20 protein-coding genes and 2 pseudogenes are annotated in these 25,153 nt (G+C 35.3%); 19 read left to right on the top strand and 3 right to left on the bottom strand.

From position 1 onward, the window contains the following. The first annotated feature begins 91 nt into the window (after positions 1 to 91). The 14 genes and pseudogenes from NP781_RS17660 (at position 92) to NP781_RS17595 (ending at position 15,941) form a co-directional block, all read left to right on the top strand. Complete coding sequence (locus tag NP781_RS17660; RefSeq protein WP_257520468.1) at positions 92 to 2,332, top strand: dynamin family protein; 2,241 nt, start codon at positions 92 to 94, stop codon at positions 2,330 to 2,332. Between the two features lie 333 nt (positions 2,333 to 2,665). Further along, entirely contained in the window at positions 2,666 to 4,111 is a 1,446-nt protein-coding gene (locus NP781_RS17655) for a dynamin family protein (protein WP_257520467.1), read from the top strand. A 26-nt stretch (positions 4,112 to 4,137) separates the two neighbouring features. Next, positions 4,138 to 4,953 carry a hypothetical protein gene (locus NP781_RS17650; RefSeq protein WP_257520466.1) on the top strand — a complete coding sequence of 272 codons (816 nt, stop codon included), beginning with the start codon at positions 4,138 to 4,140 and terminating at the stop codon, positions 4,951 to 4,953. A 16-nt stretch (positions 4,954 to 4,969) separates the two neighbouring features. After that, the gene (locus NP781_RS17645; protein ID WP_216485264.1) at positions 4,970 to 5,242 is read left to right on the top strand and encodes a hypothetical protein; all 273 of its coding nucleotides are present in this window, start codon (positions 4,970 to 4,972) and stop codon (positions 5,240 to 5,242) included. A 9-nt stretch (positions 5,243 to 5,251) separates the two neighbouring features. After that, positions 5,252 to 5,410: pseudogene (locus NP781_RS17640) on the top strand (type I restriction enzyme endonuclease domain-containing protein); the annotation flags it as partial. A 194-nt stretch (positions 5,411 to 5,604) separates the two neighbouring features. Further along, positions 5,605 to 6,717 (top strand): nucleotidyltransferase family protein, encoded by a 1,113-nt coding sequence (locus tag NP781_RS17635; RefSeq protein ID WP_257520465.1) that lies wholly within the window; start codon positions 5,605 to 5,607, stop codon positions 6,715 to 6,717. A 2-nt stretch (positions 6,718 to 6,719) separates the two neighbouring features. Then, positions 6,720 to 7,763, top strand: coding sequence for a DGQHR domain-containing protein (locus NP781_RS17630; protein ID WP_257520463.1), 1,044 nt, complete (start codon positions 6,720 to 6,722; stop codon positions 7,761 to 7,763). 432 nt (positions 7,764 to 8,195) lie between these two features. Further along, positions 8,196 to 8,345 (top strand): hypothetical protein, encoded by a 150-nt coding sequence (locus tag NP781_RS17625; protein WP_009373145.1) that lies wholly within the window; start codon positions 8,196 to 8,198, stop codon positions 8,343 to 8,345. 636 nt (positions 8,346 to 8,981) lie between these two features. Then, positions 8,982 to 9,530, top strand: coding sequence for a helix-turn-helix domain-containing protein (locus NP781_RS17620; RefSeq protein WP_257520462.1), 549 nt, complete (start codon positions 8,982 to 8,984; stop codon positions 9,528 to 9,530). Positions 9,531 to 9,667: 137 nt separating this feature from the next. Then, positions 9,668 to 10,924 (top strand): hydroxymethylglutaryl-CoA reductase, degradative, encoded by a 1,257-nt coding sequence (locus tag NP781_RS17615; RefSeq protein ID WP_048394314.1) that lies wholly within the window; start codon positions 9,668 to 9,670, stop codon positions 10,922 to 10,924. Positions 10,925 to 10,927: 3 nt separating this feature from the next. Then, positions 10,928 to 11,368 carry a hypothetical protein gene (locus NP781_RS17610; RefSeq protein WP_257520460.1) on the top strand — a complete coding sequence of 147 codons (441 nt, stop codon included), beginning with the start codon at positions 10,928 to 10,930 and terminating at the stop codon, positions 11,366 to 11,368. Continuing rightward, positions 11,365 to 12,720: a tripartite tricarboxylate transporter permease gene (locus NP781_RS17605; RefSeq protein WP_016995237.1), complete on the top strand. Its 1,356-nt coding sequence runs from the start codon at positions 11,365 to 11,367 to the stop codon at positions 12,718 to 12,720. Before NP781_RS17610 ends, NP781_RS17605 begins: the two co-directional genes overlap by 4 nt. Before the next feature lie 19 nt (positions 12,721 to 12,739). Beyond that, a complete protein-coding gene (locus NP781_RS17600) occupies positions 12,740 to 13,636 on the top strand; it encodes a hydroxymethylglutaryl-CoA lyase (protein WP_257520459.1) in 897 nt (298 codons plus the stop codon). Positions 13,637 to 13,985: 349 nt separating this feature from the next. Then, a complete protein-coding gene (locus NP781_RS17595; RefSeq protein WP_257520458.1) occupies positions 13,986 to 15,941 on the top strand; it encodes an AraC family transcriptional regulator in 1,956 nt (651 codons plus the stop codon). 232 nt (positions 15,942 to 16,173) lie between these two features. On the opposite strand, the gene NP781_RS17590 is transcribed toward NP781_RS17595, so the two are convergent. Then, complete coding sequence (locus tag NP781_RS17590) at positions 16,174 to 16,905, bottom strand: response regulator transcription factor (RefSeq protein WP_257520457.1); 732 nt, start codon at positions 16,903 to 16,905, stop codon at positions 16,174 to 16,176. A gap of 130 nt (positions 16,906 to 17,035) precedes the next feature. Here NP781_RS17590 and NP781_RS17585 point away from each other — a divergent pair, with 130 nt between their 5' ends. Then, positions 17,036 to 18,496 carry an amidase gene (locus tag NP781_RS17585; protein WP_257520456.1) on the top strand — a complete coding sequence of 487 codons (1,461 nt, stop codon included), beginning with the start codon at positions 17,036 to 17,038 and terminating at the stop codon, positions 18,494 to 18,496. 134 nt (positions 18,497 to 18,630) lie between these two features. Continuing rightward, the gene (locus tag NP781_RS17580) at positions 18,631 to 19,887 is read left to right on the top strand and encodes an MFS transporter (protein WP_257520455.1); all 1,257 of its coding nucleotides are present in this window, start codon (positions 18,631 to 18,633) and stop codon (positions 19,885 to 19,887) included. A 71-nt stretch (positions 19,888 to 19,958) separates the two neighbouring features. Here NP781_RS17580 and NP781_RS17575 read toward each other — a convergent pair whose 3' ends face one another. Beyond that, on the bottom strand, positions 19,959 to 20,399 hold the full coding sequence (locus NP781_RS17575; protein WP_257520454.1) for a cell wall hydrolase: 441 nt from the start codon (positions 20,397 to 20,399) through the stop codon (positions 19,959 to 19,961). A gap of 132 nt (positions 20,400 to 20,531) precedes the next feature. Then, entirely contained in the window at positions 20,532 to 21,086 is a 555-nt protein-coding gene (locus NP781_RS17570; protein ID WP_221681224.1) for an ECF transporter S component, read from the bottom strand. A 178-nt stretch (positions 21,087 to 21,264) separates the two neighbouring features. On the opposite strand from NP781_RS17570, the gene NP781_RS17565 reads away from it, so the two are divergent. The 3 genes and pseudogenes from NP781_RS17565 to NP781_RS17550 all read left to right on the top strand — a co-directional run bounded on the left by NP781_RS17565 (position 21,265) and on the right by NP781_RS17550 (position 25,152). Beyond that, complete coding sequence (locus tag NP781_RS17565) at positions 21,265 to 22,113, top strand: pyridoxamine kinase (protein WP_257522550.1); 849 nt, start codon at positions 21,265 to 21,267, stop codon at positions 22,111 to 22,113. A 273-nt stretch (positions 22,114 to 22,386) separates the two neighbouring features. Continuing rightward, positions 22,387 to 23,883, top strand: coding sequence for an McrB family protein (locus tag NP781_RS25565; RefSeq protein WP_306827865.1), 1,497 nt, complete (start codon positions 22,387 to 22,389; stop codon positions 23,881 to 23,883). Beyond that, positions 23,852 to 25,152: pseudogene (locus NP781_RS17550) on the top strand (McrC family protein). Before NP781_RS25565 ends, NP781_RS17550 begins: the two are co-directional and overlap by 32 nt. Position 25,153 lies beyond the last annotated feature (1 nt).

Below are 25,153 nucleotides of genomic sequence, written 5' to 3'. Positions count from 1 at the left end.
GGAAACAAGAAGAAATTACAAAGTGGAAAAAAATACAGCAATTTCAAACAGAACAATTATATGATAAGGCGTATATAGAGGTGAACAATAGATGTTAATAGATATAAAAAAATATAGAGAAGAAACACTAAAAATGTCAGTTGAAGAAGTTGCGGAACATTTAGAATATGGTGTCGAAGATATTGTTTATATGGAAAAATTAGGTGTTTATTCAAATGAATTTATCCAAGAGTTTTGCGGATATTTTGGAGTTAACCCATTAGATTTGAAGAAGGATAAATCTATTAAGAAAAAAGAAGTAAAAAATCTTGAATTAAATGATTGGCAAGAAATTAAAGATTATAGGGATGCTTTATTAGAGCAATTGCAATCAAATATAAAAGAAGTATCGAAGTTAAAACGACAAGAAAGTTCGGAATTTTTAATAAATCAATATAAAGCTAATATAGAATCCTTAAAAAAAGTTCATAATACAATTACATTAACATTCCGTAAACCAACGATTGCTATTGTCGGAATGTCTGATGCAGGAAAAAGCACACTAATTAATCACCTGTTAAATGCAGATAAAATGCCTACTTCATGGACACCGACTACTACGATAAGTGTAATTATCAAGCATATTAACGATCGACCAACTTTTTTACAAGAGGAATTAGTGATATTAGGTGGTCAGAAGTCATTTTTTAAAGTAGAAAATTTACATAATGAAACATATGTGAAAAAGTTTATTTTAATTGAGGGAGATTCGAGTCTATTACATGAATATGGCACTCGCCAAGGTAACAAAATGGATGAGGCAACCCATGCAATTTTATATTTAGATAGCGAATTATTAAAGGTTTGTGATTTTGTAGATTTGCCTGGATTCGGAACAGGGGAAAGTAAAGATGATAAATTAGCGCAGCAATCATATAAATTTGCGGATATCGTCATTTATTTATCCGTTGCGAATGGCTTTTTAAGAGGAAATGATATTGAATTTATAAAAACTTCATTACAATCACTTCAGCCTTTGGAAAACCCGACGAATAATCTAGCAAGCTTACGTAATTTTTATATTTTGGCCTCTCAATCACATACAGTGAATCGAGGAAATCGAGCGGATTTACAAATGATTTTGGATAAAGGTGCAGAGAGGTTGTATAACGAAATTCCACCAGAGGTATGGGAGCAAAAAGAGCAGTTAACAAATAGGTTTGTAGAGGAAACAGATATACGTAATCGATTCTTTACGTTTACTACCGATTCAAAGCTTTTACGACGTGATTTTGAAGAAGACCTTTATAATCTGTTAAAAGAGATTCCGAAATTAGTATTAGAAAAAGGTCAAAAAATGATTGCAAATGCTGTTTACTTAGAACGGGAAAATTTATTAAAGCAGCTAAATGCTATTCACGAAACAATGACGAAATATGAAGAAACCATGGGAAAGTATATAAAAACTAAAACGGAGGAAGGTGCGAGGGTACAAAAAGTTTTGTTAAGTAGGGAACGATTATTTAAAGCTTTAAAAGAAAAAGAACTCGCATCGATACAGCAGTTTAAAGGTGAATATCAAAGTGTTTTAAGCGAAATAAATATTATCGAGATAATTGACAAAAATAATTATAAAAAGAAAAAAGCAGATTTAGAACGATTAGTAAGTTATATAAGTACTCAATTACAGACAAAGTTGCAAGATACGCTATCTTATTATGCAAAGAAGTTCCAGGCTGATATTAACCAATTTTTAGAGGAATACGATAAAGCTATCCCAATTAATAGTGATACGGAAATATCTAATATTGTGATTCCTTTTAATACAAAGGCTGTTTTTGCAGGTGCTGTGGCAGGTTTAGGAACATTTGGAGCATTAAGTATATGGGCAGCATCAATGGGGAATTTAGGTGCTTATATTTTGGTGGCAAAAGGTGTTAGTCTATTATCTGCTGTTGGAATTAGTGTCGGTGGTACTGCAGCTGCTACAGCAGGGGTTGCTGCTATAGGAGGACCTGTAGTATTAGGGATTGCCATTGCGGCGATATTAGGAGTAGGAGTTTGGAAGCTGTTTTCAGGTGGCTGGAAAAAAGATATTGTAAAAAATATTAACAAACAATTTGATAAACAGGGTGTTAAAGATAAGCTTCTTGAAGAAGTATATAGTTTTTGGAAAACTACAGAAAATGAAGTGAAAAATGCTATTGAAGAACTTGAATCTTCATATCATAAAACATTAGAAGAATTAGAGGCTAATTTAGATGCTACTAATTCTAATGAACTTCCAGAAAAGAAAGAAATTATACAAATGAATATTAATGTTTATGATCAATTACTAGTTAAAATTGATTAATATATTCTAGAGTAAGAGGGATAAATGAGTATTTTTATCCTAAAATAAAAAGTAGACAGTCGGTGAAGGCTGTCTACTTTTTTGTAAAATACGAGGTAAATTTCAAAATAGAGACATTATATGTCCATTAGCTTTGATAAAGTAAAATCAATATCAACATACCTACTAGAGATTAGTGGTAATACATTAATTACTGATATTTAATATAGTATTGATTAGCGCTATTTATAAATACATTAGGTTCTAAAGTGTGTTTTTATTGTAAAATGATGTAATTGAAATTATGATTAATTAAAGCAAAAGAACTAATAATAGTAGTAGGAGGTTTTTGAATTGGTTGTAAAAAATGATTATAAAGAAAAGATACAGCAATTACTAGATGAAGCAGAGTCAGCTCAATCGAAAAGGTATAAAATTACATGGAATTCTACAATAGATCGTTATGTTTCAAGTTTAGTAAAAACAAAAACAATTTTAGGCAATAGCAATTTAACTGAAACAGTTGCTGGTGGTACTTTACCGAAAATTGATTCTTACATTTCACAATGCGTGAATCCAGAATTTCACATAGCGATAATTGGTGTTGTAAAAGCTGGTAAATCAACGTTAATTAATGCTTTATTAGGAAAAAATTTAGCTTCAACTGCTGTAACTCCTGAAACAGCTGTATTAACAAAATTCCGTTCTGGTAAAGGTAAGAATTTCGTGAAAATTAAATTTTACACGACAGAGGATTGGACTGAATTATGGTCAAGTGTAAAAGAAAATACGGGTTCTACATTCTTTAAAGAGTACCAAAACTTAAAGGCTGATAATGAAAAGGATAACTGGTTAAATCACAAAGAAGTTTATGCAGAGTTTACGCAAGAAAGTGATTTAAAAGAATTTATTAAAGAATGGACATCTTCACAAGAGCCAAAGCATTATTTTGTAAAAGAAGTAGAAGTGGGACTGCAAGACTTCAATTTACCGGATCACGTAGTGTTTGTGGACACGCCTGGATTAAATGATGTTGTACGTTACCGTTCAGATGTAACTCGTCGTTATATTGATCGAGCAAATGCGGTTATTTTATGTGCATTATCGAAAACTTTAAATACAGGTGATTTACAAGCGATTTATAGTGTATTTGCAAATTGTCGTTATAATCCGCAAAAGGTATACATACTTGGTACACAAGTAGACTTATTAAATGATCCTAATGAAGAATGGCTACAGCTAAAAGCACAGTGGGTTCGATATTTTGAGTATCAAGATTGTTATGGAAGCCGCGAACTAGCTGAGCATAATATTTATGGTTTATCTGCTTATTTGTATAATAGTGCGATAAATTTTGAAGGGTTAAACAGAAAAGCGCAAAGAATATTTGAAAATACTGTCTTCAAATATGTTGCTGAAGAAGTAGACGATATTTCTGACACGGAATTAATTAAGGTAGCAAAAAAGATATCAAAAATTAAAGATTTTGAAAAAACCTTATTTAAAGAAATTATCGATAAACACGAAACGTTATTACTAGAGGAATTAAAAGCTAGATTTGAAACGATTCAAAATGATTTAGTGGAACAATTCATCTATATCAAAAATTCGCAGCAGGAAACGTTAGCAATGGCGGATAAAGGACTAGATGAAGTCATTAAACAACAAAAAATGAAACAGGAAGAATTGAAGTTGGTTCAACAAGAGCAAAAATCGCTAGAGAACGCTTTATTAGAAATTCGTTTGGCTACAAGCGAGCGTACGAAAGCGCTTCGAGATAAGATGAAAGCATTAATTTAAAATTTACTTTATAGGAGAAGATAAAAATGGGACTATGGGGTTTTGTAAGTAGTGCGGTAAGCAGTGCAGTAAGTACCGTAAGTAACGCAGTAAAAAGTGTTGCGTCTTCAGTCGGCAGTGCAGTAAAAACGATAATTAGTAATCCTACAGATATTTTTATGGATAAACCTATTTGGCGAGAGGTTTTAGACATTGTTATAAATTTATTTAAAGATAAAAAATATGACTCAGGTACAGCTTCTGTTGAGGAAACATGCGATATTAACCGTGAATTAGCGAAATATGCAAAATCTTTTCACGAAGAAGCTAATAAGGTAGAAGGGCAAGCCATTGCCATTGCGAATGATTTCTTTGATCAGTTTTTAGATAAACTAGAAGAAATTAAATCGACAAATGATTTAATTGCAGGTATGCCGATTCAAAATATTAAAAAGGAAATTCGTGATTTACGTAATATGATTCAAGGAAGTATCAAGAAGGAAATCGATCAAAAGTACTCGCTAGATAATCCTGATTTACTTGTGATATTAGAAATGGATCCTGGCGAAAGTCGTGACCGTTTATTCCAAAATCTTTCGAAGGATATTATGCGCCAGGCGTTAGAAAATTTAACGAATAAAATCGAAGAAATGTCTGAAAAGCAAGGGCAAATTATTTCATCGGTTTTAGAAGAGCAAATCGATCAAATTTCTCAAACGATGAAGACAGAAAATAAATTGTTAGCGGACATTGAAAAATCAATTAAATTAGGTGAAGAAGAATTAAATAAGACAAAAGCTAACATTAACTACACGATTAATTTATGCGATATAGCGGTTAATGGGCTACAGTCAGTTAAATAGATAGCGAGGTAAACAAATGGGTGATTGGTCGAAAATAGGTTTAGTTTCTAAGCAACAATTTGATGAACAGATGCTAAATCAAAGTCAACAGCTTGAAGCTCTAAAAGAATTAATAATAGAGTCAAACAAAATCCAAGAGGCTAATGCTAAGTCTATACGTAAAGAATTAAAGGCTCTTAAAACACGTATGGATTTGATTGAAGAAGTGTTAAAATTAAATTGGACAAACGAATTATTAAATCAATTAGAGTCTAATCTTAATGAATATGAACTTCAAAACAGAAGATAATCATAACAGATTGACTGGAACCTACGCGAATCTGCACGTGCGAAGATGCATATTACGGTTAAACGACTGTTGAAGAAGTATGGTTTTCCACCTGACGTTCAAAGAGCCGCTGTTGATACAGTTATTAAGCAGGATGAATTGATGGCGCAGCTGGAATGCGAGCTTTGATAAACCAAAATAAAAAAGAGATTAAAGGTCTCTTTTTTATTTTTAAATATATGTTGTTTTTTTGTGTAAAGGATTTGTTAAAAATATACATAATTATATATTTTTGGTGTGGAATTTAAATGAATTGTAGAAAATCTCTAAATATACACTATGGTGCATATTTCATTTTAAAAGAAAGGAAGTCATAAGCGAACATGGACAAGTTTGAAGTATTAAAAACTACTTATTTAGAAAAGAGTTTTATTGATAACATTCAAGACATAAGATTGATTATTGAAAAGGACTTAATTGAATTTATTAAAGATGTAAAAAAAGAAAAAATAAAAATATTTGAAAATTTAGAATCGAGGGTAAAGAGTGTAGAGAGTTTTTGTGAAAAAATAAAAAGAAAAAACTATATTAATACTTGGGAGGTTCCTGAAGATAAAAATTTAATTGGAGAATTTATAGCTAAAAATTTACCTGATTTGATTGGCTTTAGAATAAATTGTTTCTTTTATGATGACGAAGAATTAATTTATAAAAAATTAAAAAACTATTATGTAGACGGGAAATTTGGTAAGGAATATTATTTAAATTTTGGCGAGAATACGCAACAATCTAATGGACATACTATTTATAAAGTATCGGGTAATTATAATGAAATTAATTTTGAAATTCAGATAAAGTGTTCAGTACATAATATTTGGGGAGAAGTAGAACATAGTAGAATATATAAAAGTGAACATTATGATCCCAAAATAAATTCTAAAAAATCCATAACCGAAGAAGTATTCAAAATATTAAAGTCTTCAGATCAACAATTGAAAACAATATTTGAAGAAGATTATTCTTCAGAAGAATTAATAAAGTCTCTATTTTATAAGTTCACTCAGGAAGATGTAGTTAACAGTGAAAATATAAAAATTTTATCTAATCATTACCAATATTTTTTCAATGTATTTAATAGTGAAAGTCATTTGGAAAATATAAAGACATTTGTTTCCGATAAATTAGTTAACAAGCGATATTCCCCAGTTAAATTAGAAATTGGAAAGTCAGAAATTATGACATCAACGGAATTTTTAAATAGATATATTCCGTTTGAAATTGAAATTATGCATAAAATTGTATGCATAATTTATGAAGAGATGAATATGGACGATTTTATTGAATACTTAATTAAAATTATAGAAGAACAAGCGACAAGTCAGGATGAATTTGATTTGGAAGAGGACTTCTTTGATTCAGAAAGTGAAAAAGAGGATTTAAAAAATTCTATATTTGCAGTATATGATAATTATTTCAAGAAAAGTGAGGAAAAGTAAATATGGAAATAACTCCAATTCGACAAGAGGACAATACATTTTTACATACTGTGAAAACTGTGGAATGGCTGGTTAATAATACAACTGTAAGTGTTTTTAACCCAATTGAATTTACTGGATATCAAAGAGAGATTAGTGATGCGCATTGTGCTAAAATAGTTAATTATTTAAATAGCAAATTTTATCTACCTACTCCTATAATTTGTGCTTGTGATAATGAATATAAAGACGCTGATTCTTTAAGAATTGTTGATGGTCAGCACAGAGTGCAGGCTTTTAGAAAACTTAAAGAGCAGAACGAAACTAGATATAATGAAATTAAAGATTACCAAATTTCTGTTATTGTAATGGAAAATGTAGACATTAGGCTAGAAATCGATACATTTATTACAATAAATAAAACTTCAAAGAGAGTGGATACTTCACTTGCTTATGTTTTGAAAAATAAGTTGAATATTGAGAAAAATAGTGCTGATTTAAATATTTCAAAATTGGACTATATTGCAGTCGAGTTAGCAGTTTTAATGAATGAAAGAAATCCATTATGGAAAAATAAAATCTCTTTTACAGAATCACCTAAACAAAGTGGTCCTGAAGTTATCAGCTTAAATGCCTTTGTTAAAGCAACTAGACGATTGATCGGACAATTAGAAAAAAAAGGTATTATTGAGATAAAATGGGAAAACGAGAGTGAGATAAACGAATGTATCGAGTTAGTAGAGGGGAAAATAGGTAATTTATGGAAGTTTGTTATGGGAAAATGGGGAAATTCTATTGAGTCTAATGAAAGTAACTTGAAAATATTACAAGGGCCAATAGGTTACTCATCCATAACTAGATTTATTTCAAATGAAATTAAAGATTTAGGAGACGATAAACTAGAAGGTATTTCAGGAAGTGCGATAGATATGATGATTTTTAATTGGATTAATTCAATTAATCTTTCAGAAGATGTATGGTATCCCGGAAATAAATTTTCAAAATTAACTTCAGAATCGGGTTATAATATTATAGCTGCCGAATTGAAAAATTCCATGAAGAAATAAATAATTTTAATTAATAGCAGCTCTTTAATCAACTTTATAATTATACATGTTATCTCTATATATAGAAAAATAATAAAACAAAAGAAAAAAATTAATGGGAAAATCAATCTTCTTAAAGAGTAAGTATCAAAAACATCAACTAACCAGTCTTTGCTAAATAATCAAAGACTGGTAGCTGAATGAGGAGACGGAGTTAAGAAAAGAACTTTATAATAACATGTGTCATATAGTCATTTACATAGTCAAAAAAATCATAAAATGGCGGATACAAATATTTTAAATACATTTGGCAAAGAATTATTTACTAAGCTTTTACTGAATTTAAGGTTAAGCAGTACACCAATATAGGAAAAAGGTTTACATCAGCAAAATAAGGTATACTATATTGGTTGAATAGATTTCTTTAAAGGCAGGAAAAGTAGGTGAACCAAAGTGGGGAAATATCAATTGGATACTAAAGGTAAGGCGGCTGTGACGAAGTATCATGAAAAAAACAAGCCAGCCCAATTTGATAAAAAGCAGCAACTTGAGAAAATACGTGCGGCGTATTTGAAAAAGAAGCAAGAACAAACAGATCAATAATTTGAATGAAAACATAGGAAGACTAAAATCTCCCTATGTTTTTCTTTAACATAAAATTGCGGTATATTTTATTATTCTCCTAAATTGCAGATTCGATGACAGACAACTTATTATCAGATATCCATTCCTCTTAACATTTCTTGTACCTTACCACCCTAGAATTTTTATTTGTTCATACTCCGTGCATTTGTTGTCATAGGGAAGATACTCTTTTTTGAAAAACAAATGAAATCGTTGGAAATTTGAGAGAATATATCCATCTCATTTTCATTTTTGTTTCGAACGCTTTTATGACAAATGCGAAAATGTCATCGATTCTATCAAGAGCTTTTGAATTAAGTGGTCTTTCTTCAGTTCAACTTAAGCTGATTTTGGCCTCTCAAAGTGTTTATTGTGGAGCATGATGCAACAATCTCAAAAAGTACGATTCGCGGGATTCAGCCTAAAAAGATGTGAATGTCATCACTATAATGTATAAGGGTGTACTAAAAGCCGCGAAACTTTTAGCACACCTTTTTTGTATTACTTGAACAGACGACAATGAAGGAGTATTATACCTCCGTATTTTTCTATCCATCATGTAAAAATATAGTATAGTTATTGTAAAAACAGAAATGATCGAGGGGACTGGAATAGATGAATTTACTAGAAGTTGGAGTAAAAATAAAGCAGATGCGGAAGAAAAATAAAATGTCTCAGGATGATTTAGCTTCGCAGATTCATTTAACGAAAAGCCATATTTCAAAAATAGAAAATGGCAAAGCGACACCGAGTCTGGTGACATTGTCCAAGATTGCAGAAATATTTGATGTGCCAATGGCTTGGTTTGTTATCCAGGATCAATTTGATGGCATTTCGATTGTATCGAAAAAAGAGCGCAATGAGACTGTTGAAACGAATGAACTTGGCTATCAATATGAGCTGTTGGCGAATAAGAGTTATATGAGCAATATCAATCCTTCTATTGTTACTGTACATAATGGAGCGGAAAATTTAGCCCCTTATACACATGATAATGATGAATTTATTTATGTCATTTCGGGTAGTATCGTCTTGAAATATGATCATAAATTTTACCATCTAGAAGAGGGGGACTCTGCGTATTTTTCTGGGAAAAAGGAGCATATCTTTATTAACAATTCTGCGGAAAACTCAAAGGTATTAACAATTTATGTTGAGGATTAAATCTTTCTTTTAAACGTAAATATTATCGAAAATACAAATTTCTTGTTTACAATACTATTCAGACAATTTACAATTGGTGTAATGTTATTCAACTAAGTTGAATTATATTACACTTTTTTATTTTTGGGGGTATAGGGATGACTTCACGAATTAAAGGATTTTATTTACTTTCAGTAGAAGAGCGAATTAAGTTAATCGCTGAAAAATCAAATTTAACCAACGAGGAAGTTGAAGCTTTAAAAAGTGGAATTTCATTAGAGCTTGCAGATGCAATGGTTGAAAATGTTATTGGACATATTTCAGTGCCTCTAGGGGTAGCGGCCAACTTTAAGGTGAATGGCAAAGAGGTATTTATTCCGATGGCTACCGAAGAGCCGTCAGTAATTGCTGCGGCTAGTAATGCGGCACGAGCAGCATATGAGTTAGGTGGTATTTTTACTTCCAGCTCTGGAACAGTTATGCGAGGACAGATTCAGGTATTAAATATTGAGGACCCTCATGCAGCAAGGGCGAAAATTTTTGAACATAAAAATGAGATCATCGAGCATTGTAATGAAAAGGATCCAACGTTAGTCAAGTTAGGCGGCGGAGTGAAGGATATCGAGGTACACTTAATCGACACAGCAAAAGAAACAATGGTTGTCGTCCATTTAATCGTAGATACGAAGGATGCAATGGGGGCAAACGCTGTTAATACGATGGCGGAATCTGTGTCACCATTAATCGAACGTATTACAAATGGACGAGTGGTGCTCCGGATTATTTCAAATTTAGCAGATAAGCGTATTGTTCGTGCGCGTGGAGAATTCTCGACAGAAATGCTCGGGGGGATAGAGATTGCGAAAAATATTGTAAGTGCTTACGAATTTGCAGATGCTGATCCGTATCGGGCTGCCACACATAATAAAGGAGTTATGAATGGTATTACTGCTGCGGTATTAGCATCAGGTAATGATACACGTGCTGTTGAGGCTGGTGCTCATGCCTATGCTGCTCGTTCTGGTAGATATCGTTCTTTAACAACGTGGGAGCTGAATAAAGCAGGCAATCTTGTTGGGACGTTGGAATTGCCATTAGCTGTTGGTATTGTGGGAGGGGCTACGAAGACTCATCCTGTTGCAAAAGCAGCGCTAAAAATTATGGATGTGCAATCTGCAGAGGAGCTAGCAAGCTACATTGCCGCAGTAGGATTAGTAGAAAATCTAGCAAGCTTACGCGCACTTTCAGCAGAGGGTATTCAATCTGGTCATATGCGTCTGCATGCGAAAAACTTGGCTGTAATGGCTGGGGCTACAGGCGATATTATTGATCGTGTTGTGCAGCAGGCGGTAGAAGAGAAGGATTTCCGTTATGATCGTGTTTTAGAGATTACAAACTCTCTGCGAGGTGAATAATACATGGCGAATACTCCATACAATGAGCAAAAAAAGGTAGAGGAAAAGAAGTTTATTGAAATTTTAGGAGACACGGTTTCTGGTAATCAGTTAATTATTTCAATTATTTTAAGCGTTGCCGCAAGCTTTTTAGGCTATCAGTTTGGCCAGTGGTTTTTTCCAAAGTTTGCAGACCCTCAAATGATTAACTCTTATTCACTGTTAACAGGAATCACGGGTATTCTGATTGTTGTCGCTATTAATACGATTCTTTTTAAACCAAAGCGTATTTTAGTAGAAGATGAGGCATCTAGTCATTCTTTAAAGGAAGCATTTGAGGATTTACAAATTGATATAGACGAGGAAATACGCTTAATCGAGGAAGATCCGGTGACAAAAAAGGAGCTTGAGGATTTTGGCATTCTTTCTAGCTTACAAGGCTTGAAGGGAGCGGATAAAAAATGAGTATTTATTTAATAGCTCTTTTATTTGCACTTCTTGGTGCAGCTATCTTTACTATAATTGGACTTATTTCAGGTACAGATGAAACAGCAATTATGGTACCCATTACATTGCTAGTTATTTTGCTGGGAGCGCCTCCTGAAGGGGTATTCGCCTTTTTCATGGCAGGCGTGTTAGCTAAGCATTTAACACATGCTGTCCCAACTGCGTTATTAGGCATTCCAGGGGATACAACGGCTGTACCTTTGATCGACCATGCCAATACATTACGCCGTTTAGGGATGCCGCACGTTGCACTACGTAAAATGATTTCTGGCGGCGTTATCGGTGCATTTATCGCTCTACCAACCGCTGTACTGTTAGGCCAGTTTTTAGGTCAATTTGCCGACTTTTTTAAATCTTCATCAGGCATCATTTTTACACTTGCCGCTATTTTAATCGCATTCTTTTCAAAAGGAAAATGGGCAAGTATTTTAATCATTATTCCATTTGCATTTTTCATTAAAGCTTTAGATAGCGTTAGCTTCGCGATGCTGGATAAACATTTAAGTATTACATTCTTTTTAGGAATTGCGATTGGACCGATGTTTTGCAATATTTTAATGGCGGCTTCCTCTGTTGCTAAAAATGATCTAGCACGCAGTAAGCCAAATCAATATAATCTTGCTCCCGAAACGAAATCATGGAAGGGCTATTTCCCGAATCCATTTAAAATTTTATCGAAAAGACAGACCATTTTTACGAGCATTACAACGTTTCTTTCCTCCCTTACATTTGTCTTTAGTCCTGTCGGGATGACGTCATTGATGGGAGAAATTGTAGGCTCTCGTACAAAAGGTGCCTATAAAAAATCAACAACGAGTCTTACTGTCATGAATGGTGTAACGGAATCGACTTATATAGCTGAAGCGATTATTCCATTAATTGCATTCGGTATTCCGTTAAGTCCAGTAGCACTTGGACCAGCATCACCTTTATTTAATGCACCACCGATTTTTACAGTAGATCCAGTTAACAACTTACACACGCTAATGTCTTCATGGGACTTTTTCATTTTTGGGTTAATCGGTATTAGTGTAGCCGCTTTAATTGCTTATCCATTTGCGATGAATTATGCACGTAAAGCATCTGTATTAGTATTGAAATATATTAGCCAGGAAGCAATCGTAGCAATGTTTATCGGATTAGCATTTTTGCTTGCCTATAACGAGGCACAATTACTAGGAGTAGTGTTAACATTTACAGTCGCAACTGTTGGTGGTTTATTAAATCGTATTTTAGGTGTAGGGGCCGGTGTGCAATTCATGGTATTCTACGCATCAAGCTGGATTATGCTACAGCTGTTCGGCATTTAATTAAAGGAAGTGTATCTTGATGAACTTACCAAAAGCAGTGGAAATAAGAGAAGTTGGTCCTCGTGACGGCTTACAAAATGAGAAAATTTTTATTCCAACTGATTTGAAAGTGCAATGGATTAACTTAATAAGTGAAACAGGTGTCCGCCATATCGAAGTATCCTCTTTTGTTAGTCCCAAGTGGATACCAGCTTTAGCCGATCATCATGAAGTGTTTGAGCAAATCACACGTCATGAAAAAATAACGTATGCAGCGCTTGTGCCTAATTTGAAAGGGGTAGAAGGAGCCATTCAACAAAAGGTTGATGAAATTGCGTTATTTATCTCGGCCTCTGAGGAGCATAATCAAAGTAATGTAAACGCTTCAATTAACCAATCTTTACAGAACTTAAAAGCTGTAGCTGAAGTAGCAAATCGTGAAGGTATATCGTTAAGAGGCTATATTTCAACTGTATTTGGCAGTCCGTTTGGTGATGAAGTAAAGCTTCAAACAGTGATGGATATCATTGATGCCTATCTAGCAATGGGCGTTTCTGAAATTTCACTCGGCGATACAATTGGGGTAGCGGATCCTGTACAAGTGAAGGCTATTTTATCAGAGCTGCTCACTCAATACGATCGTGATTTATTTGCCCTTCATTTTCATGATACGTATGGTCGTGCTTTAGCCAATATATTTGCAGCACTTGAGCTGGGGATTACAAAATATGACAGTGCTATTGGAGGTTTAGGGGGGTGCCCCTATGCCCCTGGTGCAAGCGGCAATGTGTCAACAAATGATTTAGTAAATTTCCTGCATCGTTTAGGTGTGCAAACGAATATTGATGAAGGAAAACTATTTACCGCCACACGATTTTTACAGCAGGCAATAAATAGACAGCTTGATAGTAAAGTATATAAAGTGCAAAGTAATTAAGTAAAAGAGCGCCTCTATAGTTAGAATTAAAATTAGAATTGCATCACCACTTGTTAGTCACACTCTACCAATTGGTGGTGCAATTTTTTCTATGGGGAAATTTCCTAATGAGAAAAAATAGAGGTTGTTTTAAGCTATTTGAAATCATAAATAAATTACACATAACGGTTTAACAAGCTACGCTTAATAGGAATCCTTCATCTAGCCAGAAATGATTTGACTGTCCTTGACATATCTTGAAACAAAAATCAAAATGAGAATGATTATCATAAATAATTCTAATTGTAATATGCATGGGAAGGAGCAATCTAATGGACAGGATAGATAACGTTCGTTTCGTGGCAATATTATGAATATAAGCGAACAAATTCAACTGTGGAATCAAGTCGTCATTCGCGTACTGGACATTCGGGTAAAACGAGTTGGAGGTGGTGACGAAATTTGTGATTATGTAACACCAGCAAGCATGTTTATGTTTGTGGCAAATGGACGTGGTGAACTGTGGACAAACGATGAAGTATGGCTATCCGAAAGGTTTCATTTAATACATATCGGCAAGGGGCAGCGGATAACGGTTCAATCCGCTGACTTTCTTGACACCTACATGATTTTATACAATGCTTCTTTACCCGCTTCAGCATTGCGGGAGTTTCATATGATGATGCAAACAGACAATCCATTTATGAAAAGCTGGGCAGTGTCACCATCCGAACCGCTCGTTATGTTGGAGATGCTAGAAACAATGCTTACCGACTGGCAACAAATAGACAATGGGCAGTTAGACAAAGAGAAAAACATGAAGGATGTCCATGAATTGAGAAGACTGAAGGCCAAGGGGGAATTCATCCGTTTCGTACATGCAACGTTACAGGAGCGGATGGAGCATGCTCACGCCCCATCTCTAACAGAACAAGTTGTCCGCTATATCGCAAAAAATTATCGTGGTATGATTTCTATGGAGCAGTTGGCCCAGCAAATGAATTACACTCCACAGTACGTTTCGAGGAAATTCAAAGAGCAGATGGGATGTAGTCCAATTGATTATACGATTCGATTACGCATAGACTTGGCGCGAAAATTACTGTGTGATACCGAAGCGACGCTACAAGAAATAGCTGCTTATGTTGGTTATCCAGACACGGTCTATTTTAACCGTATGTTTAAGAAACAAACAGGCATAACTCCAGGAGAATACCGCAAGCAATATCAGTATATAGGTTCGAAAGATACAATGAATAAGCCAAATTTGTCCATTGTTGCACCACATCCAGCAATGTATCATTTAAATGGTAATGATATTCATTATCAATTGATGTTGGGTGGAGGAAATGATATGGAAATTAGAAAGAAAAATCTATTAGCAATGGCACTATTGTGTCTGACTATGGTCGCATCAGGATGTGGAACAACACCAGAAGGGGCAAACGGAAAGAGTGGCGCAACAAAATCAAATCAAGTAAAGTCAGAGGCACCTGCCAATATCCAAATGCGAACAATTAAGACGGCACTCGGAGATGTAGAAGTTCCTATACAACCACAACGTATAGCAGCACCTGCCTATTTAGGAACCGTGTTGGCACTTGACGTCCAACCAGTTGCATCTGATTTTTTATTGATGGAAAGCCCGTATTTAGAAGGGATGCTTGACGGTGTAACTGATGTAGGAGATTCGCTAGAAGCACTGGTTGAATTGAAACCAGATTTAATCATCACAAATATTAATAAAGAAGAAGCAGTGGACAAATATTCACTCATCGCGCCAACAGTGGCTATGCCTTATAATAGCTTTGAAACCATTCAGGAGGAAATGCGTTATTTCGGTGATTTATTAGACAAAAAGGATGTAGCTGAACAATGGATTACCGATTTTGAGAGTCGCACTGGTAAATTACGTGATGAAGTTCAAGCTGCACTTGGTGAGGGAGAGACAGTTTCTATCATGCAGGAGTATGATGGAAAGGTATTCTTATTCGGATCAAAGTCTGGACGCGGCGGTCGAATTATGTATGAAATATTAGGTGCGAATCCACCTTCAACTGTTCCAGAACATATGCTAGCTGAATCATTTTACGAGTTTTCTCTAGAAATGCTTCCTGAATATACTGGAGATTATTTGGTATTAACAACAAAATCAACGTTGGAGGAACTGCAGGCTGATCCGATTTGGGGTAACTTGCCTGCGATTCGAGATGGAAAAGTATACTTGTGGACTGAAAGTGAGTCATGGTTTAGAGATCCGATTGCTGTAGAAGGGCAAATAGACAATTTAGCTAAATGGATTATTCAAACTGCTAAAACAAAATAAAAGTATAGCAAAAGAACGACTGTTATAAATAATTATCAAACATGATAGAAAAGAGACATTTCGATCTTCGAAATGTCTCTTTTCTAATGTCATCTCAGAATATAGTGTAGATACCCCTATAGTCCAAATGACAAATCATATCTTTTTAATAAGAGAAGGGTCCAGTTTGTATAAGAGTTCAATGTCACAATATGTGGGTATCGAACAGGAAATTATTCTTTGGATGACCCTACTAAACATGATCAATATATTTCAAACACTTTGCCAGCAGTTGGGTACGATTGGTTACTTGAAATTTTCTATATAGATTTTGAAGATGTTTTTTGATTGTATTTTCACTGACGAATAATTGCTTAGCGATTTCTATGTTTTTTAAGCCTTTGAATACAAACTTTAAAACTTCTCGTTCTCGATCTGTCATTTCCAACACGATGGAGGGCTGTGAAAAGTGATGTAAGGAATACATATTTTCGATATTTCTTTTCAAATATACTAACTTTAAAATATCTTTTTCATTAAATAGCTTCTCTCCTGTTTTCCTTAAAAAGCCAATAACGGCTACGAGCCTATTGTCTATCCTCAAATACATGGCCATTTCATCTTCATAGCGATTTTCTTTCAAAAATACTTCTTTATAGTGGGTTTGTTTTTGCAGGCACATCACTTCATTCCTACTCATTAGCTGAATGGAAGGCTGTGTATTTATATTTTGGGGGTGCAATGGATCAAAGCTTTTATATCTTTGTAAATAGTCATTAATTGTGTGACGCTCTATATTAAAAAGCACAGGGGCGGTTAGCTCATTATTTGCTATTTCCCAAAATAACATATGGTGATAGCCGAGATGCTGACTAATTGTTTGCAATAGTTCATGTTTAAAACCTTCATTGCTTTGTTTCACATTCATATTCGAAATATGATAGCTTGCTTTAAGAATGTTTTCTAAATCATTTTCTAAAAACATGAAAACACCTCGTTTCTCTATTATGCATTTATATTCTACTTAAAACAGAATTATCCTTTCGGGTAATATCTTAAATTTAGAATATTCAGTACATTATAGTTGCAAGATTACTACTATACGAGGTGATAATATGAATTTACAAGAGTATGCATCCTATGACGGTATTGGGTTAGCAGAGCTAGTAAAATCAAAGGAGGTAACACCACAGGAGTTAAAGGAGCTAGCGTTAGAAGGAATAAAAAAAGTCAATCCAACCATTAATGCGGTCGTTAATGTGTTAGAAGAGCAGGCTGACAAGGCAATTGAAAAGGTTGATGAAAATGCGCCGTTTGCAGGTGTTCCGTTTTTAATTAAGGAGCTTGTGTTACATGCAGAGGGTGTTCCGCATAGTATGGGGAGTCGTATTGGAGAAAATACAGTTATACCCGTCGATAGTGAATTAATGGCACGCTTTAGAAAGGCTGGCTTGATTTTAGCAGGTACTACGACAACACCTGAGTTTGGCTATAATGCAGCGACTGAAGCGGTTATTTATGGTGCAACGCGCAATCCGTGGAATTTAACTCATAGTCCAGGTGGCTCGAGTGGTGGGTCAGCAGCTGCTGTGGCAAGTGGTATTGTGCCAATCGCTCATGCCAATGATGGTGGAGGTTCTATTCGTATTCCCGCTTCCTGTAGTGGGTTAGTGGGATTAAAGCCAACACGGGGAAGAGTTCCAGCTGGTCCATTCAATAGCGAGCCTTTAAATGGTATTGCCATTGAGTTCGCTGTGACGCGTACAATTCGTGATACAGCTGTTTTATTGGATCAAGTAGCAGGCCCTGACTTAGGGAGCTATTCCAAATTAGAAGTAACACATGCACCATATGGACAACTTATCCAGGAAACAGTGCGCCCGCTAAAAATTGCTTGGACAACTGAAACAAATTCTGGGGCATTTGTCGATCCGGAATGTATAGAAGCGGTTCATAAAACAGTTCAAGTTTTAAAGGAGCTAGGACACGAGGTAGTAGAAGCGCGTCCGAAATATGAACAAGCATCATTTACAAAGGCGACGGTTGCTATTTGGACAGCGAATATTTATCACATGATTAAGGGGGCTGCAGCGGGAACTGGTAAAGCAGTTTCTCCGGACTATATTGAAGCAGCCATTTGGAAATGCTATGAATATGGTGGTCAATTAAAAGCGGCTGATTTATTGGAAGCTATTCATACAAATGCAGTCGTTTCACGTCAAGTAGCAGGCTTCTTTGAAGACTATGATATTTTATTGAGTCCAACCATTGGCACACTTCCTGCTAAAATTGGTGAATTAAATGCCAACAATCCTAACATTTCGGCTGTCGAATGGACGGAGCAAATTTTCACTTATGCACCGTTTACAAATTTATTCAATGCTACAGGCCAGCCTTCCATATCATTGCCTTTAGCCGAAAGTAAATCAGGCCTACCAATTGGTCTACAAATGACGGGTAAATTTGCAGATGAATTGACGTTATTACAGCTAGGTAGACAATTAGAGGAAGCCATGCCTTGGAAAGACCGTCAACCAGCAGTACATGTCAGTGAACAGCCTCAGCCAGCAGTATAATCTAGCATGAACGCACTTAGTAGAGACTAGGTGCGTTTTTTTGCGGTCGTAATTTTCAAGCTTCCTCATAAGCAGGTTTTATCCTGACCTCGAACTCATATACATAAAATAAAAGCTAATAGGAGTAGTGATTATTGGACAAACAACAACATAAGTACAGATGGATTGTGTTTGTTGCTGTATTGTTTACCTATTTGTTAATGGCAAGTCAGCGAACTGCTCCAGGGTTAATTACAGATCAATTGATGGAGGATTTTGGGGTAACGGCATCGACAATCGGCTTATTGACGAGTATTCAATTTTTTGTGTACACGAGTTTACAAATTCCAATGGGGATTTTAGCTGACCGATTTGGGCCAAACGTTTTCCTCATCATTGGTGCCATCCTTACAGGTATAGGAACCATTCTTTACAGTTTAGGTACACATGAATTCATTCTATTCTTTTCTAGAATACTTACTGGTATAGGAGATGCCACCATATGGGTGAATATGGTGCTTATTTTGGCACAATGGTTTCATAAAAAGGAGTTTGTCCGATTAATTGGCTTTGCAGGTATGACAGGGAGCTTAGGTTTCTTATTGGCAACAGTGCCTTTTGCTACATTGATTTTTTTATTAGGTTGGCGAATCACCTTTTTCTCTACAGGACTTTTACTATGCTTATGTGGTGTACTTCTTTATTTTGTGCTTGTACAAAACACAAAACGCATTTTTTCAAAGGAATCTGTAAGCATAACTAAAGAAATAAAACGTGAAAAAAGCTCCATATTATTACGAAGAATATTTTCAAGCAGGCAAGCATGGGCTTTATTTTTTTGTCATTTTGGCGTTGTGGGCGGGTATGTTGGCTTTATTAGCTCGTGGGCAGTACCATATGGGATCAATATGTATGAGATGTCACGGTCAGAGGCTAGTCAGCTAATTATGATTGGTCTAGTCGGAGCGCTTTTAGGAGCACCTTTAATGAGCTGGATTGCTGGCTGGTTAGGTACAATTAAGAGACCCTATATTGTTGTGCATATTGCGGTTTTAGTGAGTTGGATTGCCTTTCTTTTATTGAAAGGGCATCCGTCCATTTTCATGCTCATTGTCCTGTTCTTTATCATTGGCTTTGGCTATGGTGCAAGTGCTTTAACCTTTGCGGCAGTTCGTCAAACTTTCCCTTTAAATGAATCAGGCATTGTTTCTGGATTTGCCAATACTGGGGGCTTTCTAAGTGCCGCATTGCTGCCTATTATTTTTGGGTATATTTTAGATTATTTTCAGGCTGCTACAGGCAATGTAATTGATGGGTACTACTATGGCTTCATCTCGCCAGTCATATTTTCTATCATTGGCTTGATTGGAGTAATGATGTTTAAGGAAAAGCTTTTAAGAGTGATGGATTAAGTCATGCTATATAATATGAGCATAAAGGGGATACCTGCAATAGAGGTATTCCCTTTTTAACGTTGAACAAATTATCCCATATATACACTAGCACAAGTATCTGGAGCAGGTTCAAAAAAGCAATGATTCTTAAATTGTCCTGTAAACGGCTGACCATACCATGTTGGGGGACATGGTGCATATGGATTGAAGTACCAGAGTGCGTATTTTGCTGGATGTTCTCGCCAGAAATCTAAGTTTTGTTTCGCTAATCTTTTTTCCGTTTCTCTTGCTCGTTGGTAAAACATATTTCCTTTTTGAACAGCTTCGAAAGAATAGTTTCCGCCTTGTACCTGGTAAATAACCTGCTCAATCGTTCTTACATCATTGAAATCTAAACAGGATGCCACTGCACGATTCACAATGACATTGCCCACGTAAAGCATACCTTGTTGACCTTCACCCTCAGCTTCTGCTCTCATCATCCTTGCCATTAAAGCAACGTCTGCATCACGGTATTTTACTCTTGGCATTTTTCCACCTCCACCTTATAGTATGAAAAAGAACAAGGCTAGTTTCACTTTATCTTGAAATTCGTTGCTTTTGCAGATCACTCCATAAAAAACACCATCTTTCCTGTTCAACAGCAAGATGGTGTATTTTCATTAAAAATTGTTTTTGAAGTATGGCGTTTTTTTCAATACAACACATACTGGGATGGCAATAACTAAGCCTACGATGTTTTGAATGACGTCCCCAGGAATGGATGCCAGCGGGGCAATCCAGCTGTTGAACATAATGGCTTGCCCAACATAGTAAACAGCAATCATCACGGGCATTGATACTACTGCTCCTAAAATATTCAGCCCAAGATTATCACCTTTATGTCCTTTTGCCCAAGCAATTTTACCAACAATGAAGCCTTGTAATGCGCGTGAAATAATGGTTGTGGGTGCCCAAATTAACCAGCCACCTACGATATCGAATAAACCCATTCCAATAGCTCCAGCAAGTGCTCCTTTTTTAGGCCCAAATAAAATAGCGGAGATAAACAGCATAGATGTTCCTAAGTGGATAAGACCACCTTGCCCGAACGGTAGCTTAAGATTGATAAACATTGTAGCAACGAAAACAAGTGCTGCTAAAATGGCTGTAATGACTAAATCAAATGTTTTTGTGCGTGATTTTGTATAGGATGTTGGCCTTTGTATATTTTGCATTTGTCTCTTCCTCACTATGATGAATATTTTGATGATTTTTACTTTAGCAAAGGACTGACTATTGTAAAAGTGTCAATTTCATAAAAAAGTTAAGGGTCAGTTTGAGGTTATTTTCGCATCTTTCGAATTGTGATACGATGGGGAAAGTAAAAGCAGGATCAGTTAGGTGGAATGTATGATGAAAAAAGTTGCTGTAATTCAAGATATGTCGTCCTTTGGTAAGTGCTCATTGACGGCTGCGATGCCTGTACTCTCTGTGATGGGTGTGCAAGCAGTCCCACTACCAACAGCTATATTAACGGCACAAACAGGATATTCAAGCTTTTATTGTGAAGATTTAACGTCAAAGATGGACTCTTTTATTGAGGAGTGGAGTAAGCTTGGAGCTACCTTTGATGGAATTCATACAGGCTTTGTTACAGGTAAGGAGCAAATCGATAATATATTTCGCTTTTTAGATGTGTTTCACTCAAATAAGACAACGTTGCTTGTCGATCCAGTAATGGGCGATCATGGTGAGGTCTATAAAATGTTTACGGGTGAATTGCTTGATCGTATGAAAGCATTAGTAAAGCATGCCGATATTATTACGCCAAATGTCACGGAATGTTGCTTGCTTACAGGTTTATCCTATGAAAGGCTACTGAGCTATCAAAATGATACAGATTATATTCTTGCCCTTAAAGAGGCAGGTCAGCAGCTACAGCAAGCAACTGGAGCAAACGTCATTATTACGGGTTTGAATCCACCAGTAGGTGATACGGACAAGCGTTATGTTGGGAATATGTTTGTCGATTCTGAGCGGTCTTTTCATAGTATCCGCAACTATAATGGTGAGAGCTATTCAGGCACAGGCGACCTCTTCGCATCCATCATGATGGGCGGCATGATGCGCGGACAAGATTTAATGGAATCAATGACACTAGCAGAAACATTTTTAGCTGCAGCGATCGAAGCTACTTCGAAGGAGCAAGTACCCCGTGAGGCAGGCGTGCATTTTGAAAAGTTTTTACGTATGCTGCTGTAAACGTTAATAAGCCCATAATAAGTAATTGTGATAAAAAATTCGTAAATGTCAGATTTATAGTGACCTTTACGGATTTTTTTGTTGAAGGAAAATTAAATAATATAGGATGATTTTATTAGATAAATAGGGTGACATTATAAAAAAATAGTAAAATTAGAATGATTTTATGGTATTATTATGGGAATAAATTCCTTGAAAGAAGGCACCTCAGTAATATAAGTTTGCCAATCAAGGTTGCTAAAAATATGAAGTTTAGAGGAGGATTCCCCAAAAATGAGTCAATGCAATATCAATACCATCCTGTACGGTCCACCAGGAACAGGGAAAACTTATAATACGGTGAACTACGCGGTTAGTATTATTGAGAATAAAGAATTTATGGCGATTTGCGCAGAAGCGTATCAAGATGTTTTTGAACGTTATCTTACGTATAAAAAGCAAGGTCTGATTCGATTCGTTACTTTTCATCAATCATATGGATATGAAGAGTTTATCGAGGGAATTAAGCCTGTTTTAAACGATGAAGCAGAAGAGAGCATTCAATATAAAATTGAATCAGGCGTGTTTAAAGAATTTTGTGAGCAAGCGCAGCAATTAAAATTAACTGCTCATGATCAGGTGATGGAAGGAAATAAAAAAGTTTGGAAGATTTCTTTAGGAGGCAGTGGCAAGAATTGGCTGAAAGAAGAATGCTTTAAGGACAATCAAATTCGTATAGGCTGGGATGAGGAAGGTACTGATTTTATTGAGGATGGGGAATATCCTTCAGATACCTTGTACTATTTCTATGAGGGAATGAGTGTAGGCGATATTGTCTTTTCTTTAGGAGATCAAAAGCATATTGATGCAATTGGCATTATCACAGGAGAGCCTGAATGGTTAGAGGCAGAGGAAGATTTTAAAAGAAGTCGTGAAGTAGAGTGGATTGCCACGGATATCTATGAAAATATTTATGAGCTAAATGGCAAAACGAACTTAGTGCAGCAAACCATTTATGAGCTTTGGCGACTATCCATCAATGATGTGAATAATTTAATTTTAAAATACTCGCAAAATGATCAAATCGATGTGGAAGAAAACACTAATAATTATGTCTTTATTATCGATGAAATTAATCGAGGCAATATATCGAAGATTTTTGGTGAACTTATTACATTAATTGAGCCGACAAAGCGAATTGGAGCACTAGAAGAAATGCATGTGAAGCTTCCATATTCTAAAAAGGATTTTGGTGTCCCTCAAAACGTCTATTTGCTGGGAACGATGAATACAGCCGATCGTTCGATTGCGCTGATGGATACAGCACTTAGGAGACGCTTTGATTTTATTGAAATGCTGCCAAATTTGAATGCAGTAGCTAATATAAAAGTTGGGAACATCCATATTCAACATCTAATGGAAGTCATGAACGCTCGTATTGAAGCACTGTATGATCGCGAACATACTATTGGCCATGCCTATTTTATGAGCTTAAAAGAAGACAGTTCATTAGAAAATCTAGCTAATATTTTTAAGAATGCGATTATTCCACTTCTCCAAGAATATTTTTATGAAGATTATAGCAAGATTCAGTTAGTGTTAGGAGATCATTTAAAACCCCAGCAATATCGATTTATTTTGGATGAGAAATTAAGTATAAAAGGATTATTTGGTCGAGACATTGATATAGACCTCCCAGAAACGAAATACTATCTTCAAGCAAGTGCATTCGAGGAACCATCAAGCTATATATGGATCTATGGAAGGGTCGAGAATGAAGAGGCTAATTGAAATGAAGGAATACGATATTCTGACATGCAATCAAGCTTTTAAAGATGAGTATGTATACATAGACAATGATTCTTTCGAGCAGCTTGAAAATATGATTTTGGACTGTAATGAAATGGAAGATGTTGATGCATACAATTTTTTCTCTGTCTCCACAAAGCGGCATGTTGGAAAGGTCATTCGTGCAAAAAATTATGTTGGTATTGTGCAATTAAAGAATGGTACACAAATTCAAATTTTGCCAAAAATATATGGGAAAACAGCCATTGACCCTAAAAAAACATTTTTGAAAATGCTTAAGTCACTACAAGAATTTCCTAGCAAAACCTTTAATGAGACTAGTCTTCGTACAGATCAGATGACGTTATTGAAATTTTCATTCGATTGTACATTGAAGAAGTACAAAAATTGATTAAAAAAGGACTTAAATCATCCTATTATGCGATGGAGGATAACTTAAATGTATACAAAGGAAAAATGGTATTCTCACAGCAATTAAAATATAACCTTATTCATCGACAACGTTTCTATACACGCTATGATGAGTTTGGATTAAATCGAGCAGAAAATCGGCTAATCAAGGCTACATTGCTTTATTTGTTAAAACAATCTACTAGCAATGACAATATAAATGAAATTCGTAAGCAACTCATACACTTTGAACTCATTGAGCAATCAAAAAACTACAGTAAGGATTTTTCTCAGGTAAAGATTGATCGTAACTCAAAAGATTATGAAACGATTATGCAATGGTCTAAAATTTTTTTAAATAATCAAAGCTTTACAACTTTTTCAGGACATTCATTTGCTAAAGCCTTATTATTTCCAATGGAAAAAGTTTTCGAGTCTTATATTGGCTTTCATCTGAAAAAGCTACTAAGTGATTCAGCATGGCATGCACAATTACAGGATAAAGGCTATCATTTATTTCAAGGGAAATTTGCATTACGACCAGATATTGTGTTAACTAATGACGCTCGTAAAATTATTTTAGATACAAAGTGGAAAATGCTAAGTAACACGCCACACAATAACTATGGCATTTCACAGGCAGATATGTATCAAATGTATGCTTATGCTAAAAAATATCACGCTAAAGAAATATGGCTCCTTTATCCATTGAATACGGAAGGTGAACAAATGAAAGAAATACATTTTAACACAAATGAAGGGGATCAAAGTGCAGAAGTGAGGGTGTTTTTCGTCGACTGTCATCATGTAGAGAAAAGTTTGGAGAAACTAGTAAAGAAGTTTACTCTAGCAAATCAATAAT

The organism is Lysinibacillus sp. FN11 (assembly GCF_024628845.1).
Lineage (GTDB): Bacteria > Bacillota > Bacilli > Bacillales_A > Planococcaceae > Lysinibacillus > Lysinibacillus capsici.
The sequence above is the reverse complement of the archived record's forward strand: the minus strand, read 5'-3'. Positions and strand labels throughout refer to the sequence as shown.

Bases quoted from the DNA above. Each gene is read 5' to 3' on its own strand.
- NP781_RS17615 (WP_048394314.1), top strand. From the start codon at position 9,668: ATGACTTCACGAATTAAAGGATTTTATTTACTTTCAGTAGAAGAGCGA.
- NP781_RS17610 (WP_257520460.1), top strand. From the start codon at position 10,928: ATGGCGAATACTCCATACAATGAGCAAAAAAAGGTAGAGGAAAAGAAG.
- NP781_RS25565 (WP_306827865.1), top strand. From the start codon at position 22,387: ATGAGTCAATGCAATATCAATACCATCCTGTACGGTCCACCAGGAACA.
- NP781_RS17585 (WP_257520456.1), top strand. From the start codon at position 17,036: ATGAATTTACAAGAGTATGCATCCTATGACGGTATTGGGTTAGCAGAG.
- NP781_RS17635 (WP_257520465.1), top strand. From the start codon at position 5,605: ATGGACAAGTTTGAAGTATTAAAAACTACTTATTTAGAAAAGAGTTTT.
- NP781_RS17620 (WP_257520462.1), top strand. From the start codon at position 8,982: ATGAATTTACTAGAAGTTGGAGTAAAAATAAAGCAGATGCGGAAGAAA.
- NP781_RS17660 (WP_257520468.1), top strand. From the start codon at position 92: ATGTTAATAGATATAAAAAAATATAGAGAAGAAACACTAAAAATGTCA.
- NP781_RS17590 (WP_257520457.1), bottom strand. From the start codon at position 16,905: ATGTTTTTAGAAAATGATTTAGAAAACATTCTTAAAGCAAGCTATCAT.
- NP781_RS17570 (WP_221681224.1), bottom strand. From the start codon at position 21,086: ATGCAAAATATACAAAGGCCAACATCCTATACAAAATCACGCACAAAA.
- NP781_RS17650 (WP_257520466.1), top strand. From the start codon at position 4,138: ATGGGACTATGGGGTTTTGTAAGTAGTGCGGTAAGCAGTGCAGTAAGT.
- NP781_RS17630 (WP_257520463.1), top strand. From the start codon at position 6,720: ATGGAAATAACTCCAATTCGACAAGAGGACAATACATTTTTACATACT.
- NP781_RS17600 (WP_257520459.1), top strand. From the start codon at position 12,740: ATGAACTTACCAAAAGCAGTGGAAATAAGAGAAGTTGGTCCTCGTGAC.
- NP781_RS17575 (WP_257520454.1), bottom strand. From the start codon at position 20,399: ATGCCAAGAGTAAAATACCGTGATGCAGACGTTGCTTTAATGGCAAGG.
- NP781_RS17605 (WP_016995237.1), top strand. From the start codon at position 11,365: ATGAGTATTTATTTAATAGCTCTTTTATTTGCACTTCTTGGTGCAGCT.
- NP781_RS17565 (WP_257522550.1), top strand. From the start codon at position 21,265: ATGAAAAAAGTTGCTGTAATTCAAGATATGTCGTCCTTTGGTAAGTGC.
- NP781_RS17645 (WP_216485264.1), top strand. From the start codon at position 4,970: ATGGGTGATTGGTCGAAAATAGGTTTAGTTTCTAAGCAACAATTTGAT.
- NP781_RS17595 (WP_257520458.1), top strand. From the start codon at position 13,986: ATGAATATAAGCGAACAAATTCAACTGTGGAATCAAGTCGTCATTCGC.